This is a genomic window from Paracoccus sphaerophysae (genome assembly GCF_000763805.1).
Taxonomy (GTDB): domain Bacteria; phylum Pseudomonadota; class Alphaproteobacteria; order Rhodobacterales; family Rhodobacteraceae; genus Paracoccus; species Paracoccus sphaerophysae.
On sequence record NZ_JRKS01000012.1, the window covers coordinates 1 to 15,531 of the forward strand.

At 70.6% G+C, this 15,531-nt stretch carries 14 protein-coding genes; 1 reads left to right on the forward strand and 13 read right to left on the reverse strand.

Annotated elements, in window-relative coordinates:
- From IC63_RS18700 to pyrH, 8 genes are all read right to left on the reverse strand, one after another.
- Window positions 1-1,050: OmpH family outer membrane protein (locus tag IC63_RS18700; RefSeq protein ID WP_332257738.1), on the reverse strand; the 1,050-nt coding region annotated here is incomplete at its 3' end.
- Window positions 1,051-1,079: 29 nt separating this feature from the next.
- Complete coding sequence (gene bamA / locus IC63_RS05600) at window positions 1,080-3,461, reverse strand: outer membrane protein assembly factor BamA (protein ID WP_156965367.1); 2,382 nt, start codon at window positions 3,459-3,461, stop codon at window positions 1,080-1,082.
- Window positions 3,462-3,563: 102 nt separating this feature from the next.
- Entirely contained in the window at window positions 3,564-4,895 is a 1,332-nt protein-coding gene (gene rseP / locus IC63_RS05605) for an RIP metalloprotease RseP (protein WP_036717870.1), read from the reverse strand.
- Window positions 4,892-6,064 (reverse strand): 1-deoxy-D-xylulose-5-phosphate reductoisomerase, encoded by a 1,173-nt coding sequence (gene dxr, locus IC63_RS05610; RefSeq protein ID WP_036717776.1) that lies wholly within the window; start codon window positions 6,062-6,064, stop codon window positions 4,892-4,894. Before dxr ends, rseP begins: the two co-directional genes overlap by 4 nt.
- A 1-nt stretch (window position 6,065) precedes the next feature.
- Window positions 6,066-6,926, reverse strand: a complete 861-nt coding sequence (locus IC63_RS05615; RefSeq protein ID WP_052041910.1) for a phosphatidate cytidylyltransferase — start codon at window positions 6,924-6,926, stop codon at window positions 6,066-6,068.
- Complete coding sequence (uppS, locus tag IC63_RS05620) at window positions 6,923-7,663, reverse strand: polyprenyl diphosphate synthase (RefSeq protein WP_036717778.1); 741 nt, start codon at window positions 7,661-7,663, stop codon at window positions 6,923-6,925. Before uppS ends, IC63_RS05615 begins: the two co-directional genes overlap by 4 nt.
- A gap of 5 nt (window positions 7,664-7,668) precedes the next feature.
- Complete coding sequence (gene frr, locus IC63_RS05625) at window positions 7,669-8,232, reverse strand: ribosome recycling factor (protein WP_036717779.1); 564 nt, start codon at window positions 8,230-8,232, stop codon at window positions 7,669-7,671.
- 73 nt (window positions 8,233-8,305) lie between these two features.
- The gene (gene pyrH, locus IC63_RS05630; protein WP_084115518.1) at window positions 8,306-9,061 is read right to left on the reverse strand and encodes a UMP kinase; all 756 of its coding nucleotides are present in this window, start codon (window positions 9,059-9,061) and stop codon (window positions 8,306-8,308) included.
- Between the two features lie 51 nt (window positions 9,062-9,112).
- Between pyrH and miaA the strand changes: the two genes are divergently transcribed.
- Window positions 9,113-10,039 (forward strand): tRNA (adenosine(37)-N6)-dimethylallyltransferase MiaA, encoded by a 927-nt coding sequence (gene miaA / locus IC63_RS05635; protein WP_084115526.1) that lies wholly within the window; start codon window positions 9,113-9,115, stop codon window positions 10,037-10,039.
- A 13-nt stretch (window positions 10,040-10,052) separates the two neighbouring features.
- Here miaA and IC63_RS05640 read toward each other — a convergent pair whose 3' ends face one another.
- From IC63_RS05640 to nuoN, 5 genes are read right to left on the reverse strand one after another with little or no spacing between them, the layout of a single operon-like run.
- The gene (locus IC63_RS05640) at window positions 10,053-10,820 is read right to left on the reverse strand and encodes a bile acid:sodium symporter family protein (protein WP_036717780.1); all 768 of its coding nucleotides are present in this window, start codon (window positions 10,818-10,820) and stop codon (window positions 10,053-10,055) included.
- Window positions 10,820-12,493, reverse strand: a complete 1,674-nt coding sequence (locus IC63_RS05645) for a ribonuclease J (RefSeq protein ID WP_036717782.1) — start codon at window positions 12,491-12,493, stop codon at window positions 10,820-10,822. Before IC63_RS05645 ends, IC63_RS05640 begins: the two co-directional genes overlap by 1 nt.
- Entirely contained in the window at window positions 12,486-13,265 is a 780-nt protein-coding gene (locus IC63_RS05650; RefSeq protein ID WP_036717784.1) for a type III pantothenate kinase, read from the reverse strand. The genes IC63_RS05645 and IC63_RS05650 overlap by 8 nt, the downstream gene beginning before the upstream one ends.
- Window positions 13,266-14,033 (reverse strand): biotin--[acetyl-CoA-carboxylase] ligase, encoded by a 768-nt coding sequence (locus IC63_RS05655; RefSeq protein ID WP_036717785.1) that lies wholly within the window; start codon window positions 14,031-14,033, stop codon window positions 13,266-13,268. It abuts the gene before it with no gap.
- A complete protein-coding gene (gene nuoN, locus IC63_RS05660) occupies window positions 14,026-15,522 on the reverse strand; it encodes an NADH-quinone oxidoreductase subunit NuoN (RefSeq protein ID WP_036717786.1) in 1,497 nt (498 codons plus the stop codon). The genes IC63_RS05655 and nuoN overlap by 8 nt, the downstream gene beginning before the upstream one ends.
- Window positions 15,523-15,531: the final 9 nt, after the last annotated feature.

A 15,531-nucleotide genomic window follows, 5' to 3' on the forward strand; every position in this document is an offset into this window, starting at 1 on the left:
GTCGCGGCCTCCACGATCCGCACGCAGCGGTCGCGGCGCAGCGCCTGATAGCGGGCGAGCGCGCGGGGCTGGTCGCCGTCGGCATCCAGACAGGCGGCGAGCGTCCACGCATCCTCGATCGCCATGCCCGCCCCCCGGGGGGGGGACGGCCGCGGCGGGAGGGGTTGCCTGGGCCCCAGTCGGAGTGGTCGCATCGGCGCCACCCGCCTCGTCCGGCGCAGCCGCGGCCGTCCCATCCGTTCCGGCCGGCCCCGAGGTCTCGGCCCCCGCCTCCGCGGCGGCCTTGATCGCGGCGGCGACCATGTCGCTCCCGTCGCCAAGCTCCGCGTCCAGCGCGGCCACGGTGGCGGCGGTGATGTCGGTGCGCTCGTCCGAGATCAGCACGGTGCGCTGGTCCAGCACCACCAGGGCGCCGCGCGCCGACATGATCCGGCCCAGCACCGGCGCCGCGGCCTGGAAGAAGATCGCCCGGTCGCGTTCGGCCATCGCGGCCAGCGCCTCGCGCGCGGCGTCGCGTTCGGTGCGCACCGCCGTCACCCGCTCGTCGAAGGCGGTGGCGCGGCTGCGAAATTCATCCGGCGACAGCGTCGCGCGGGCGGCGGTCAGCGCGTCCTCGTCGGCGACCAGCTCGGCAAAGGCGCGTTCGTTGTCGGCCGCGACCTGGCGCGACTGCGCTGCGATTTCCTGCTGTGCGCGCTGGCCCCAGCGGGACTGGCGATAGATCGCCTCCTGATCGACGGTCAGCACGGCCTGCGCCAGGGCCCCCGCAGCCGCCCCACCGGCGCTCGGGGCGACGCGCAGGGGCGGATTGGCCGGCGGCGACCCGGGGTCGGTCGCCGCCCCCGGCGGACCGCCCAGCGCCTCGGCATCCGCCGCAGTCGCGGTGACGGGAGCGGGCGAGGCGTCAGCTGCTGCCGCAGCCGGCGCCTCGGCCTGCTGGCCCAGCTGCGCCGGGCGGGGGCGCGGGCTTTGGGCGGTATCCGGCGACTGGGCCAGGGCGGGCACGGCAAGGACGGAGGCGGCAAGCACGCTCAGCAGCGCCGCTGCCACCGCCCATTGCCCCCCAGGACGGCCGCGCATCAGAACTTGGTCGAGATCGACAGGTCGAAGGGCTGGTCCTTGTCGTAGTCTTCCTTCTTGACCGCCTTCGAGAAGTTGAAGCGCAGCGGTCCGATCGGCGTCGTCCAGAACATCGACACCCCGACCGAGGCGCGCACCTTCATGCTGTCGTCGACCGTCCCGTCCACCACCTCGGTGAAGTTGCCGTCGCCGTCGCGGTCGTTGGAATCGCGGTCATAGCCGGCGGCGTTGTCCAGCCCCCAGACCGAGCCGGCATCGGCAAAGATGCCGCCGGTGATGCCGTATTCCTCGGGCAGGCCGACCGGGAACTGCGCCTCGGCGCGGACGGCCCAGAAATAGTTGCCGCCCAGCGCGTCCTCGTTCGGCGCGTTCAGGTCGCGGGGGCCATAGCCGTTCGCCTCGAACCCGCGGATCCGGCCGCTGCCGCGGAAGCGGTCGGTGATGCGGCTGTCCTCGTCGCCCAGCATGTGCAGCGCGCCGGCCTCGAATTCGGCCCGCAGCGTCACCTCTTCGCGCCAGGCGCGGCTTTCGACGCCCGCGGACATGGTCGAGGTGACCGACTGCACGTCCCCGCCCACCCCGGCGAAGTCCTGGTTGAAGCGCAGCTTGTATGAGGTCAGCGGGCTGATCGCGGCGATCCGGCTGTCATAGGAATAGCTGTAGCCCAGCGCCGAGGTCACCCGTTCGCCCTGTTCGGCGACGAGGATCGGCGACGACCCCGTCCATTCGCCGCTTTCCGGCGACAGCTGGACCGGATCGACGTCGAACAGCTTGTCCTTGCTGAGCCGATAGCGCAGCTCGACCCGGCCGTTGGGGCTGACCGGGAACTCGATCGCCGGCGAGAACCCGGCGCTGCGGGTGTTGAACTTGGCGTTGTTGTAATCCGAGGTCCGGTACCAGGCCGAGAACTTGGCCTTGAGGTCGCGGCCCAGGAAATACGGCTCGATGAAGCTGAAATCGAAGCTCTGCGACCCGCTGGCGGTCGAAAACGACAGATCGACGGTCTGCCCGCGGCCGAGGAAGTTGGTGTCGGTCAGCGAGGCGTTGAAGCCTATCCCCGCCGACGCGCCGTAGCTGGCGCCAAAGCCGAGGCTGCCGGTCGGCTGTTCCTCGACGTTCACATCGACGATGACCTGCTGGGTGCTGGACCCCTCGCGGGTTTCCACCTGCGCGTCGCTGAAATAGCCCAGCGCGCGGATGCGTTCGGCCGAATTGCGGATCTCGCGCGGGTTGAAGGGGTCGCCTTCGACGGTGTTGAACTGGCGCCGGATGACCTCGTCCAGGGTCGTGGTGTTGCCCTCGATGTCGATGCGTTCGACGAAGACGCGCGGGCCGCGGATCAGGGCAAAGGTCAGGTCCAGTGTCTGGTTGCGCATGTTCCGGGTGACGCGCGGTTCGAAGCTGACGAAGTCCACGCCCTGCTGGATCGCCAGCGCCTCCATCCGCTGGATGGTCTGTTCGACCACCTGCGGGCTGTAGACCTGCCCCGGCCTGACCCGGTTCAGCGCGCTGTAAGGGCCGGCATCGACGCCGGGGATCTCGCTGACCACATCGACGCGGCCAAAGGTAAAGCGCGGGCCTTCGTAGATGTTGTAGGTCACATAGAAGGCGTCGCGTTCGCGCGTCACCTCGGGGGCGACGGCCTGGACCTTGAAATCGGCATACCCGCGCGAGCGGTAGAAGTCGGTCAGCAGCTGTTCGTCCAGCTGCGTGCGTTCCGGCGCATAGACGTCGCGGCGGATGAAGGTCCGCAGGATACCCGCCTGCTTGGTGGACAACACGTTGCGCAGGCGGCGGTCCGAAAAGGCGCGGTTGCCGGTAAAGCCGATGCGCTCGATTTCGGTCAGGTCGCCCTCGCGGACCTCGAACACCAGATCGACGCGGTTGTTGGGGCGGCGGATGATGCGCGGATCGACGCGGGCGGCGTAGCGCCCTTCCGAGGCATAGGCCGCGGCGATCGCCTGCGCGTCCTGTTCGGCCTGGCTGGGCGAGAACACCCGGCGCGATTTCGACTGGACGATCTCGGCCAGCTTGTCGTCCTTGAGCCGGCGGTTGCCCTCGAAGTTCACCACGTTGATGGTGGGAAATTCGCTGACCCGGATGACCAGGGTGCTGCCCTGGGGGACGATCTCGACCGTCTCGAACAGGCCGGATTGCTGCAGGCGCTGCTGGGCGTCGTTCAGATCGCCCGGCGACAGGTCGGCGCCGCGGCGGATATTGGCCAGCGACAGCGCGGTTTCAGCGTCCACGCCCTGCGCGCCTTCCAGCCGGACCTGCGTATAGACCGCCGCGGCGGCCGGCAGCGCGGCGCCCAGCATGGCGGCCACCGCCAGCCCCGATACCAGCGCCCGCGCGCCCATGACCCGTGTCTTGTCCGTCATTGCCCGCCCCTCGCGCATGGCCGCCCGCGCCGGATTTCCCCGGTCGCATTTGCAGGCAGGATTAACCCTTCGCGGGGCATGCTGTCAAAATGAAACCCGCCCTCAGCGGCACATGATGTCGTTGGAGAGTCCAAACAGCATCAGCACCAGCACCAGCGCCATCCCGCCGCGGGTCAGGAAATCCATCACCCGCGCCGAGGGCGGGCGGCCGGCGACGGCCTCCCACCCATAGAACATCAGATGCCCGCCATCCAGAACCGGGATCGGCAGCAGGTTCAGAAGCCCGATCCCCGCCGACAGCACGGCGACCAGCCAGAAGAAGTTGCCGGCCCCGGCGCTGGCCGCGTCGCCCGCGACCTCGGCGATGGAGATCGCGCCGGACAGGTTGCAGCGCCCGATCTGGCCCGTGATCATCGCCCAGATGCCGGTGAGCGAGCCCCAGACCACGTCCCAGGTCTGCCGCGCGCCCATCGCCAGCGCCTCGAACGGGCCGGGGGTGCGGGTGGCGGGGCGCAGATAGCCTTCGCCGCCGGTCACCCCGATCAGCCAGCGCTTTTCAAATCCGTCGGCGGTCGGCAGGTCCTGTTCGCGAGGGACTAGCACGAAATCGGTCTCGCCCACCCCCTCGCGCCAGACCCGCAGGGTGACGCCGCGGCCCTCGGCGGCCTCGACGGCGGGGCGCAGCTCGGTGAAGCGGCTGATCGGCCGGCCCTCGACGGCCAGGATGACGTCGCCCGGGCGCAGATCGGCGGTCGAGGCGGCACTGCGGGGCGCCACGCCCGAGATGCGGGGCGGCGCGGGATCGGGGGCGCGGACGGTCAGTTCGGCCCCGTCGCGGCGGATGCGCCAGTCCTGCTGCGCCGCCGGGGGCAGGCTGTCGGTCAGCCGGAACAGGTCGGGCCAGCCGGCCACGGGCTGACCGCCGACGGCCAGGACCTCGTCGCCCGCACGCAGGTCGTTGACGATCCCCGGCGGGGCGGGGGCGACGTCGCCGACGATGACCCGCTCGGTCGCGATGCCCTGCCACAGGATCACCCCGGCAAAGACCAGCGCGGCGAGGATGAAGTTGAAGACCGGCCCCGCGGCCACGGTCGCGAACCGCGCCCATAGCGGCGCCCCGCCCAGCGTCTGCCGCGCCAGTGCTGGATCGACCGCCCGGCCCGGCCCGGCGCTGGCGGCGTTGTCGTCGCCCAGAAAGCGGACATAGCCGCCCAGCGGGATCGCCGCGATCTGCCACAGCGTCCCGCGCCGGTCGCGGCGCGACAGCAGCCGCGGGCCGAAGCCCAGCGAGAACACCTCGGCCCGGATGCCGGACCAGCGGCCGACGATGTAGTGCCCGAATTCGTGGACGCCGACGATGATCGACAGCGCGACGACGAAGGCGATGACGGTCCAGGCCAGCCCGCCGGTCTGCGCGATGAGGTCCGAGATCATGCGGCCACGCTCCATGCTGCGGCGTCGCGGCGGGCCTGCGCGTCCCAGGCCATCACCGCCTCGAGGCTGTCGGGGCTGACCGAAAAACCCGCTCGCCCGGCGGCGCGGTCCAGCGCATGGGCGACGGCCGGGGCCATGTCGGTGAAGCGGATGCGCCCGGCGATGAAATCGTCCAGCGCCTGCTCCTTGGCCGCGTTCAGCACCGCGCCCGCGGCGCCCCCCGCCGCGATCACCTGCCGCGCCAGCGCCAGCGCCGGCCAGCGCGTCTCGCAGGGCGCGCGGAAGGTCAGGCTGCCCAGCGCCGCGAGGTCCAGCCGGGGCAGAGGCAGCTTCCGCCGCCGCGGCCAGTGCAGCGCGTGGCCGATGGCGTGGCGCATGTCGGGCGGCCCCAGATGCGCCAGCGTGCCGCCGTCAACATAGGTGACCAGCGCGTGAACGATGGATTCGGGGTGGACCAGCACCGCGATCCGGTCGGCGGGCAGGCCGAAGAACTCGTGCGCCTCGATGACCTCAAGCGCCTTGTTGAACATGCTGGCGCTGTCGATGGTGATCCGCTGGCCCATCGCCCAGTTGGGATGCGACGAGGCCTGGTCCACCGTCGCCTCGGCCAGCCGTTCCAGCGGCCAGTCGCGGAAGGCGCCGCCCGAGGCGGTCAGGGTGACGGACGCGACGGCGTCGAGATTGCCCGCGTCAAGGCACTGAAACACCGCGGAATGTTCGGAATCGACCGGCAGGATGGTGGCGTTGGTCCGGGCCGCGGTGCCCATCAGCAGCGGCCCCGCGGCGACGAGGCTTTCCTTGTTCGCCAGGGCCAGAGTCCCGCCACGCTGCGCCACCCGCAGCCCCGGCGCCAGCCCCGCCGCGCCCACGATCGCCGACAGCGACCAGTCGGCGGGCCGGTCGGCGGCCTCGGCGACGGCGGCGGTCCCGGCGGCGGCCTCGGTGCCGGTTCCGGCCAGCGCCGCGCGCAGGTCGGGCAGCAGGCTTTCGTCGGCGATCACCGCGACCTCGGCCCGCAGCGCGCGGGCCATCTGGGCCAGCCGGGCGACGTTGCGGCCGCCGGTCACCGCGACGGTCCGCCAGGCCTCGGGCCCGCCCGAGGACGTCAGCAGGTCGAACGCGCTGTCGCCGATCGAGCCGGTGGCGCCAAAGATCGAAACGCTGCGCATCTCAGCTGCCGATCGTCGGCAGCAGGCCCGCCAGCCCCATGACCAGCGCCGCGGCCAACGATCCGCCCATTGCGTCAAAACGGTCCATCAGCCCTCCGTGGCCGGGGATCAGCTGCGAGCTGTCCTTGACCTGCGCCCGGCGCTTGAGCCAGCTTTCGGCGATATCCCCCATCTGCCCGCCAAAGACCAGCAGCGGCCCGGCGACGAGCGCGCCCCAGCCGGCCTCCCCGGCGGCGACCAGCGCCAGCCCCAGCGCCACCGCCCCGACCCAGCCGGCGACCGTGCCGCTCCAGGTCTTCTTGGGGCTGATCGCGGGCCAGAATTTCGGCCCCCCGACGCTGCGGCCGACGAAATAGCCCAGCACATCGGACAGCACGACGAGGATCACGATCCACCACGCCGTCCCCTGCCCGTGGGTGGCGCGGACCCAGGCGAGCCCCGCCGTCGCCAGCGCCATCAGCACCGCATTCCCGACGAAGGCCGGGCGCAGCGGTGGGTCCGCGATCCGCAGCCCCAGGACCAGCGGCACGAGGAAACCCAGCGCGCACCACGCCGAGACGAGCAGCGTCCCCGCCATCACCAGCGCCGCCAGCAGCGCCACGAGATAGGCCATCCGCGCGTCCCCCGGCCGCGGCCGGGGTTCCGGGAACTGTTCGCCCAGCGGCACGGTCGAGGGGGCAGAAAGCCGCGCCAATTCCCAGATCAGCGCCCCGAACAGGATCGCGAGGCCGACACTCGACCACCAGGGCGGCGCCAGCAGCAGCCCGGTCCCCAGGACGAGGATCACCATCGCCGATCCGACCCGCTGCGCCAGGTCGACCCAGCGGCCGGGCGGGGACACGCGCGGCGGGCGCGGGCTCATGCGGTGCCGAAGCGGCGCTGCCGAAGGCTCGTGCGGTCGAGGATCTCGGCCAGCAGCACCGGGGTGAAGTCGGGCCACAGCACCGGGGTGAATTCGTATTCCGCATAGGCGGCCTGGAACGGCAGGAAGTTCGAGGTCCGCGTCTCACCCGAGGTGCGGATGACCAGGTCGGGGTCCGGGTGGCCGGCGGTGTCGAGGCAGGCGGCCAGGTCGGCCTCGGTCGGGGGCGCGGCGACCTCGCCGCTGGTCAGGCGCTGTGCGAGCCGTGAGGCGGCGCGGGTCAGCTCGTCCCGGCCGCCGTAATTGATCGCCACGGTCAGGTTCAGGCGGGTGTTGCCGGCGGTCCGCGCCTCGATCCCCGACATCAGCTGCTGCAGCTTGGGGTCCAGCCGCTCACGCCCGCCGATGAAGCGCATCCGCACGCCTTCGGCCGCCATCGCGTCGGCCTCGCGCCGGATATAGCGGGCGAAGATCGCCATCAGGCCAAGCACTTCCTCGGTGGAACGCTTCCAGTTCTCGGTCGAGAAGGCATAGACGGTGAGCCAGTCCACCCCCAGGTCGGGGCAGGCGCGGACGATCTGCTTGACCCGCTCGGCCCCGCGGCGGTGGCCGACCAGCCGCGGCCAGCCGCGCTCGGTCGCCCAGCGGCCGTTGCCGTCCATGATGATCGCCACGTGGCGCGGGCGGCCGGCGGGACCGGCAGCGGACTCCTGCGCCTCGGCGGGAACGGCGGCCATCCGGGTCAGACCTGCATGATTTCGGCTTGCTTCGCTTCCAGCGCCTTGTCGACCTCGGCGATGGCCTTGTCGGTCAGGTCCTGCACCGAGCTTTCCCAGAATTTCTGGTCGTCCTCGGACATGCCCTTGCCCTTGGCCTTCTTGATCTGGTCCATGCCGTCGCGCCGCACGTTGCGGACCGCGACCCGGGCGTGTTCGGCATAGCCGGCGGCGACCTTGGTCAGTTCCTTGCGGCGTTCCTCGTTCAGCTCGGGGATCGGCAGCATGATGATGGTGCCGTTCAACTGCGGGTTGATCCCTAGCCCGCTTTCGCGGATCGCCTTTTCGACCTTGCCGACCAGCGCCTTGTCCCAGACGTTGATCGTCACCATACGCGGTTCCGGCACGTTGACCGTGCCGACCTGGTTGATCGGGGTGGGCGAGCCATAGGCGTCGACGGTGATCGGATCGATCATGCTGGCCGAGGCGCGCCCGGTGCGCAGCGAGGCGAATTCATGCCGCAGCGCGTCCATTGCGCCCTTCATCCGCCGTTCCAGATCGTCGGTGTCGATGTCGATGTCGTCGCTCATGTCGGCCTGCCTGCCCGTCTTTTCTGGTCGTTTCCGAGATTTCTACCCAAAGCGCGGGGGCTTGGCAAAGGTTTCAGCCATGCACGCGCGTATAAGTGCCGGTGCCCGACAGGATGCCGCGGAAGCCGCCCGGCTCGTCCAGCGAGAACACGATGATCGGCAGGTTGTTGTCGCGCGCCAGGGCGATGGCCGAGGCGTCCATCACGTTGAGGTGTTTCTGCAGCACCTCGTCATAGGTGACGTTGTCATAGCGGACAGCGTCGGCGTGCTTCTTGGGGTCCTTGTCATAGACCCCGTCCACCTTGGTGCCCTTGAAGATCGCCTGGCAGTTCATCTCGTTGGCGCGCAGCGTGGCGGCGGTGTCGGTGGTGAAATACGGGTTCCCGGTGCCGGCGGCAAAGATCACGATGCGCTTCTTTTCCAGGTGCCGGACGGCGCGGCGGCGGATATAGGGCTCGGCGACCTCGTCCATGCGGATGGCCGAGATGACGCGGACATACAGGCCCTTGGCCTCCAGCGCGGACTGCATCGCCAGCGCGTTCATCACCGTGGCGAGCATCCCCATGTAGTCGGCGGTCGCGCGCTCCATCCCCTGCGCGCTACCCTGCAGCCCGCGGAAGATATTGCCGCCGCCGATCACCATGCAGATCTCGACGCCCATGTCGTGGACGGTCTTCACCTCGTCAGCGATGCGCTGAACGGTCGGCGGGTGCAGGCCGAAGCCCTGGTCGCCCATCAGCGCCTCGCCCGAGATCTTGAGCATCACGCGCTGATAGCTGCCGGGCTGGTCGGACCGGGATGCGGGGGGATTTTCAGTGGCGTCGGTCATCGTCAGGCCCCCGTGGTTTCATCGGCGGGCAAAATGGCGCAGATAGGCGGCATGTTCAACACCGCCGCCCGCCCAACCGACCGCGATGCGCTTGCGACGTTCCGGCGCGTGGCGGCGGGCATCGATCCCGACCGGCCGGTGCTGATCGCGGGCCCCACCGCGGCGGGCAAATCGGCGCTGGCGCTGGCCATCGCGCAGCGCATCGGCGGGGTGGTGGTCAATGCCGACGCGCTGCAGGTCTGGTCCTGCTGGCGGGTGCTGACCGCCCGCCCCTCGGTCGCCGACGAGGCCGCCGTGCCGCACGCGCTGTATGGCCACGTCGCGCCCGGCCGCAGTTATTCGGTCGGTGACTGGCTGGCCGAGGTCGCGGCGCTGCGGGCCACCGGCGCGCGGCTGGTGATCGCCGGCGGGACCGGGCTTTACCTGACGACGCTGACCGAGGGGCTGGCGGTGATCCCGCCCGTGCCCTCAGCCATCCGCGCCGAGGGCGACAAGCTGCTGGCCGGGCCGGACGGTCTGGCGCGGATGCTGGCGGCGCTGGACGAGCCTACCCGCGACCGCATCGACCGGCTGAACCCCGCCCGCGTCCAGCGCGCGTGGGAGGTGCTGGCCGCGACCGGCCGGGGCCTGGTGGACTGGCAGGCCGACACGCCTGCCCCCCTGATCGACCCGGCCGAGGCGCAGCGGCTGGTCCTGACCGTGGACCGCGACCGGCTCGCCGACCGAATCGCCCAGCGCTTCGATGCGATGCTGGCCGAGGGCGCGGTGGACGAGGTCCGCCGGGTTGCGCCCTTCTGGGAGCCGCGCGCGCAATGGACCCGCGCGATCGGGGCGGCAGAACTGAAGGCGCATCAGGACGGCAAGCTGACGCTGAAGGGCGCCCGCGACCGCGCGGTGATCGCGACGCGGCAATATGCCAAGAGCCAGCGCAGCTGGTTTCGCAACCGCATGCGGGACTGGACCCCGGTCGCGCTCTGATCGGCGGCCGCGGTCAGCGCCGCAGGGCGCGGGCGATCACCAGCGCCAGCGCCGGCAGATACATCACTACGCCATAGATCGCCGCCGCCAGCGGCGCCGCCGGGATCCCCGAGGCAAAGCCCGCCAGCATGGGTACCGCGATGTTGCGCATCGGCAGGGCCAGCGTCGCGGTGACGGTGCCCGGACCGCCCAGCCCCAACGCAACACCGGCGCCCCGCCCAAGCACGGCCAGCGCCACCGCCAGCACCAGCGACGCGCCGGCCAGGGGCCAGAACGCCGCCCCGGCGCGGCCCCAGACGAGCCCGGCGAGGATCATGGCGGCCAGCGCCAGCCCGGCGAGGATCGGCGCCAGCCGGTGCACCGCCACCGGCACCCGGTCGCGCAGGGTCAGGCCCAGGAAGGCCGGCAGCGCCGCGGCCAGGATCAGCAGATAAAGACCCGCCGAACTGCCCCCGGCCCATGCGGCACCCGCGCCGACCGTCAGGACGGCGGCAAAACTGCCCAGCGCGGTCAGCCCGTGGGCCAGCGTCAGGTCGCCGCCCGACAGCGTCACCAGCGGGTTCGCCGCGATGGTCCCCGGCGCCGCGCCGATCAGCACCAGCGCCGCGATCTCGGCCGGGGTCAGGCCCAGCAGCCAGCCGACCAGCCAGCCCAGGCCCGCGCCGCCGACCAGTTGCACCGCCGTCAGCAGCAGCGTCCGGCTGTCCCGCGGCGCCGCGGCGGTGGCGAGCCCCGCCGCAAGGCACACCAGCGCACAGCCGAGGGCGGCCAGCCACAGCATCAGTCGGCCGCCAGCCGCGAGATGATGACCTTGACCTCGGGCTTCTTGCCGATCTCGTCCATGGCGGCCTGGCGCACGATGCGGCGCAGACCATCGTCCAGCTTCCTGTCGTCCATGACGGTGCGCGCATCGACACGTTCGAGGTAATCCGCCAGCTCGCTTTCGATGTGGCGGGCCAGCGGCACGCCGGCGCGGCCGGTGGCGGCCAGACCCATCGTCTCGACCCAGGCGTCGGGCAGCGGGTCGTCGTTCTCGTCGATGATGACGGACACGGTGGCGTGGCCGTTCAGCGCCATGCGGATGCGGTCGCGCACCACCCCGTCCATCGCCCCGATCAGCACCGTGCCGTCCAGATAGATGCGGCCGGTGGGCACGTCGTCCACCTGCCGCAGCGTGTCGCCGGTCAGGTCCATCATCATGCCGTTGGTCACGATCTCGGACGCCATGCCCTTGCCGCGGCCGATCTTCATGTGCTCGCGCAGATGCATGTGCTCGCCATGCATCGGGATCAGGATCTGCGGCTTCAAGAGGTCGTGGATCGCCTCGAGATCGGGGCGGTTTGCGTGGCCCGAGACGTGATACATCCCGTCATCGGGGTCATAGACGTCCACCCCCAGCCGGCTGAGGTTGTTCATGATCCGGATCACCGGCCGCTCGTTGCCGGGGATGGTGCGGCTGGAAAACAGGAAGGTGTCGCCCTCTTTCAGCTGGATCCCGAGGTACTTGCCCATCGACAGCTGCATCGAGGCGGCGCGGCGTTCGCCCTGCGACCCGGTGACGATCAGCATCACCTTGTCGCGCGGCAGCTCGGCCGCCTCGTCTGGGCCGATCACCTTGGGGAAATCGCGCAGCACGCCGGTCTCGATGGCCGCGGTCACCATCTTGCGCATCGCCCGCCCCAGCAGGCAGATCCTGCGCCCGGCGGCGGTGCCGGCATCGGCCAGCGTCTTGAGCCGCGCGACGTTGGACGCAAAGGTCGTCGCCACCACCATCTGCCGCTGGGCCATGACGAAATCCAGCAGCGGGTTGGCCAGCAGCGCCTCGGATCGGCCGGGATTGGGGCTGAAGACGTTGGTGGAATCGCAGGCCAGCGCCTTGATCGGGCGTTCCTGCGCGATGTCGTGCCACATGATCGGGTCGAACGCCTCGCCCACCACCGGCGTCCCGTCCAGCTTGAAGTCGCCGGTGTGGACGATCCGGCCGGCCGGCGTGTCGATGATCAGCGCGGCGCTTTCCGGGATCGAGTGGCTGACCGGCACGAACTGGACCGCGAACGGGCCCGCCTGCACCGTCTCGGGGCGCGGGGCGACGATGCGCAGCCGGTCCAGCGGCTGGCCGGCTTCCTCCATCTTCATCCGGGCCAGCGTGCCGGTGAACTTGCGGGCATAGACCGGCACCCGCAGGCGGTTCCACAGCAGGCCCAGGGCGCCGACGTGATCCTCATGCCCGTGGGTGATGAAGATCGCCTCGAGCCGGTCGCGGTTGTCTTCCAGCCAGCGCAGGTCGGGCATGATGAGGTCGATGCCCGGCGCGCTGTCCATGTCGCCGAAGGTCACCCCCAGATCGACGAGGATCAGCCGCTCGCGCCCTGCCGGGCCGTAGCCATAGACATAGGCGTTCATGCCGATTTCGCCCGCGCCGCCCAGCGGCAGATAGATCAGACGTTCAGACATTTCCCGCCTCCCTGTTGAAGTCATGGATGAGCCGCAGCCCGTGGATGGTCAAATCGTCGTCCCAGCTGTCGAACAGACCCTCGGTCTGGTCGAACAGCGCAGCCAGACCGCCGGTGGCGATGATCTTCAACGCCCGCCCGCGTTCCTCGGCGATGCGGCCGCAGATCTCGCGCACCAGGCCGGTATAGCCCCAGAACACGCCGGACTGGATGCACGCAACCGTATTCGTGCCGATCACCTGCGCCGGCCGGGTCACATCGACATGAGGCAGCGACGCCGCCCCCATGTGCAGCGCCTCAAGCGACAGGTTCACGCCGGGCGCGATCACGCCGCCCACATAGGCGCCGTCATGGCCCACCACGTCGAAGGTGGTGGCGGTGCCGAAATCCACCACCGTCAGGTCGGGCCCATAGCGGTCGAAGGCCGCCCAGGTGTTGACGATCCGGTCCGGCCCCACCACCGCGCCCGGATCGACGCGCGGCGGCGCCGGCAGCAGGCAGTCGGGCTTGCCCACCACCAGCGGGCGGGTGTCGAAATAGCGGTTGCACAGCACCCGCAGGTTGAAGACCACCCGCGGCACAGTCGAGCTGATGATGCACTGGTCGATGGTCACGTCCAGCTGGTGCAGCCCAATCAGCGAGCGCAGCCAGACGTAGTATTCGTCCGCCGTGCGCCGGTGGTCCGTGGCGATGCGCCAGGTCGACAGGAACTTCTCGCCGTCCCAGATCGAGAACATCGAGTTGGTGTTGCCGGTGTCGATGCACAGCAGCATTCAGGCCTCGTGGAAATGGATGTCGGCGGCGGGGATCGTCTCGCGCCCGGCCGGGGTGGTAAGGATCAGGGCGCCGCTGTCGTCGATGCCCTCGAAGGTGCCGTGGCGGGTGTCGCGGCCTGTCCGGGCGGTGACGGGCTGCCCCAGCCGCGCGGCGCGGGCCAGCCAGGCGCTGCGGATCGGGGCGAAGCCCCAGGTTTCCAGCTGCGCCTGCCAGCGGGCGAAGGCGGGGGCGAGCAGGTCCAGGAACTGGTCGGCGGTGACCGCGTGGCCGGTTTCGCCCAGCACCGACACGGGGGGCGTCGCTCCGGGTTCGAGCGTTGTGGGGTCGGGGGCGGCGGCGAGGTTCACGCCGATGCCGATCGCCAGGGCCGTGACCCGTGCCCCCTGCCCCGCGCTTTCCAGCAGGATGCCGGCGACCTTGCCGCCGTTCAGCAGCCCGTCGTTGGGCCATTTGATCTGCACCCGGGCGGCCGGCCCGCAGGTGGCGACCAGCGCCTCGTGCAGTGCCAGGGCGGCGACGAAGCTGTACAGCGAGGCGTCCGCGGGAGAGCCGGTCGGCCGGATCAGCAGGGTCGCGGCCAGGTTCCCCTGCGGGTCGCGCCAGGCGCGGCCGCGCCGGCCCCGCCCGGCGGTCTGTTCGCGCGCCATGATCCAGGTCGGGCCGGACAATGTGGCGGCCAGGCGCAGCGCCTCGGCATTGGTGCTGTCGATGCGGGGCAGCACATGGCGCGCAACCCCCGCCGGCCAGTCCGGGGACTCAGTCAACGGGCGCCGTGGCGACGGCGACGGGGTCCGCGACCGGCGCGGCCTCGGCGACCACCAGCGACGCGGCAGCGCGCTCCGCTGCACGGTCAGTGCCGAACAGGGTGAAGGCCCCGAACAGCGTGATCGCCGTGGCGCCCATCAGCGCCAGCCACTGCACGCCGCCCATCCGGGTTTCGACCACGCCATCGGGCTCGGACCCGAACCACAAGTAATAGACCATGCGCAGGTAATAGAACGCGCCGATGACCGAAGCGATCACGCCCAGCACCGCCAGCCAGCTCATGTTCGCGTCGACGGCGGCCTTCATCACCGCGAACTTGGCGAAGAAGCCCAGCATCGGGGGCACGCCGGCCAGCGAGAACAGCAGGATCACCATCGCGATCGCCTTCAGCGGCTCGGTGCGGGCCAGCAGGTTCAGGTCGCTCAGCGCTGTGACCGGACGGCCGTCGCGTTCCATCGACAGGATGAAGGCGAAGGTGCCGACGTTCATCACCACGTAGATCGCCATGTAGATCAGCATCGCCTGCACGCCGAAGGCGGTCCCGGCGGCCAGTCCGATCAGGGCAAAGCCCATATGCGCGATCGAGGAATAGGCCATCAGCCGCTTGATGTCGCGCTGCCCGATGCCGGCGATCGAGCCCAGGAACATCGACAGCACCGCCATCACCGCGATGATCTGACCCCAGTCGCCCGGCACGTTGCCGAAGGCGCCCCACATCAGCCGCGCGATCAGCGCCATCGCCGCGACCTTGGGCGCGGTGGCGAAGAACGCCGTCACCGGGGTCGGCGAGCCTTCATACACGTCGGGCGTCCACATGTGGAACGGCACCGCCGAGACCTTGAACGCCAGCCCGACCAGCAGGAACACCAGCCCGAACAGCAGCCCCATCGGCAGCGCGCCCTGATGGACGACCTGGGCGATGCCGGCGAGGTTGGTGGTCCCGGCAAAGCCGTAGACCAGCGAGGCGCCATAAAGCAGCATCCCCGAGGACAGCGAGCCGAGGACGAAATACTTCAGCCCCGCCTCGGACGAGCGCACGCTGTCGCGGCGCATGGCGGCCACGACATACAGCGCGAGCGACTGCAGCTCGAGCCCCATGTAGAGCGACAGCAGGTCTCCGGCCGAGACCATGACCATCATGCCGACCACGGCCAGCACGATCAGGATCGGCAGCTCGAACCGCATCATGCCGTTGCGGGTCAGGTAACCGACGCTCATCGCCAGGACGGCGGCGGCGGACAGCAGGACGGTGACCTTGGCGAAGCGGGCGAAGGCGTCGTCGATGAACATGCCGAAGAAGGCCTGCCCGTCCGCGCGCCCGGTCCAGCCGACCGCAAAGGCGGCCGCCAGCAGCGCCGCGACGGTCAGCCACAGCACGGCGCCGGCGATCCGGTCCTTGCCGAAAAACGCCCCCAGCATCAGCGCGGCCAGCGCAAAGATCGACAGCGCCGCTTCCGGCAGGATCGTCGACAGGTCGAGAGAAGTCATCGCGGGGCC

Excerpts from the sequence above, each read along its gene's own strand:
- IC63_RS05640 (WP_036717780.1), bottom strand. The coding sequence starts at position 10,820 with ATGCTGTGGCTGGCCGCCCTCGGCTGTGCGCTGGTGTGCCTTGCGGCG.
- bamA (WP_156965367.1), bottom strand. The coding sequence starts at position 3,461 with ATGACGGACAAGACACGGGTCATGGGCGCGCGGGCGCTGGTATCGGGG.
- nuoN (WP_036717786.1), bottom strand. The coding sequence starts at position 15,522 with ATGACTTCTCTCGACCTGTCGACGATCCTGCCGGAAGCGGCGCTGTCG.
- IC63_RS05645 (WP_036717782.1), bottom strand. The coding sequence starts at position 12,493 with ATGTCTGAACGTCTGATCTATCTGCCGCTGGGCGGCGCGGGCGAAATC.
- dxr (WP_036717776.1), bottom strand. The coding sequence starts at position 6,064 with ATGCGCAGCGTTTCGATCTTTGGCGCCACCGGCTCGATCGGCGACAGC.
- rseP (WP_036717870.1), bottom strand. The coding sequence starts at position 4,895 with ATGATCTCGGACCTCATCGCGCAGACCGGCGGGCTGGCCTGGACCGTC.
- uppS (WP_036717778.1), bottom strand. The coding sequence starts at position 7,663 with ATGGCCGCCGTTCCCGCCGAGGCGCAGGAGTCCGCTGCCGGTCCCGCC.
- frr (WP_036717779.1), bottom strand. The coding sequence starts at position 8,232 with ATGAGCGACGACATCGACATCGACACCGACGATCTGGAACGGCGGATG.
- miaA (WP_084115526.1), top strand. The coding sequence starts at position 9,113 with ATGTTCAACACCGCCGCCCGCCCAACCGACCGCGATGCGCTTGCGACG.
- IC63_RS05650 (WP_036717784.1), bottom strand. The coding sequence starts at position 13,265 with ATGCTGCTGTGCATCGACACCGGCAACACCAACTCGATGTTCTCGATC.
- pyrH (WP_084115518.1), bottom strand. The coding sequence starts at position 9,061 with ATGACCGACGCCACTGAAAATCCCCCCGCATCCCGGTCCGACCAGCCC.
- IC63_RS05615 (WP_052041910.1), bottom strand. The coding sequence starts at position 6,926 with ATGAGCCCGCGCCCGCCGCGCGTGTCCCCGCCCGGCCGCTGGGTCGAC.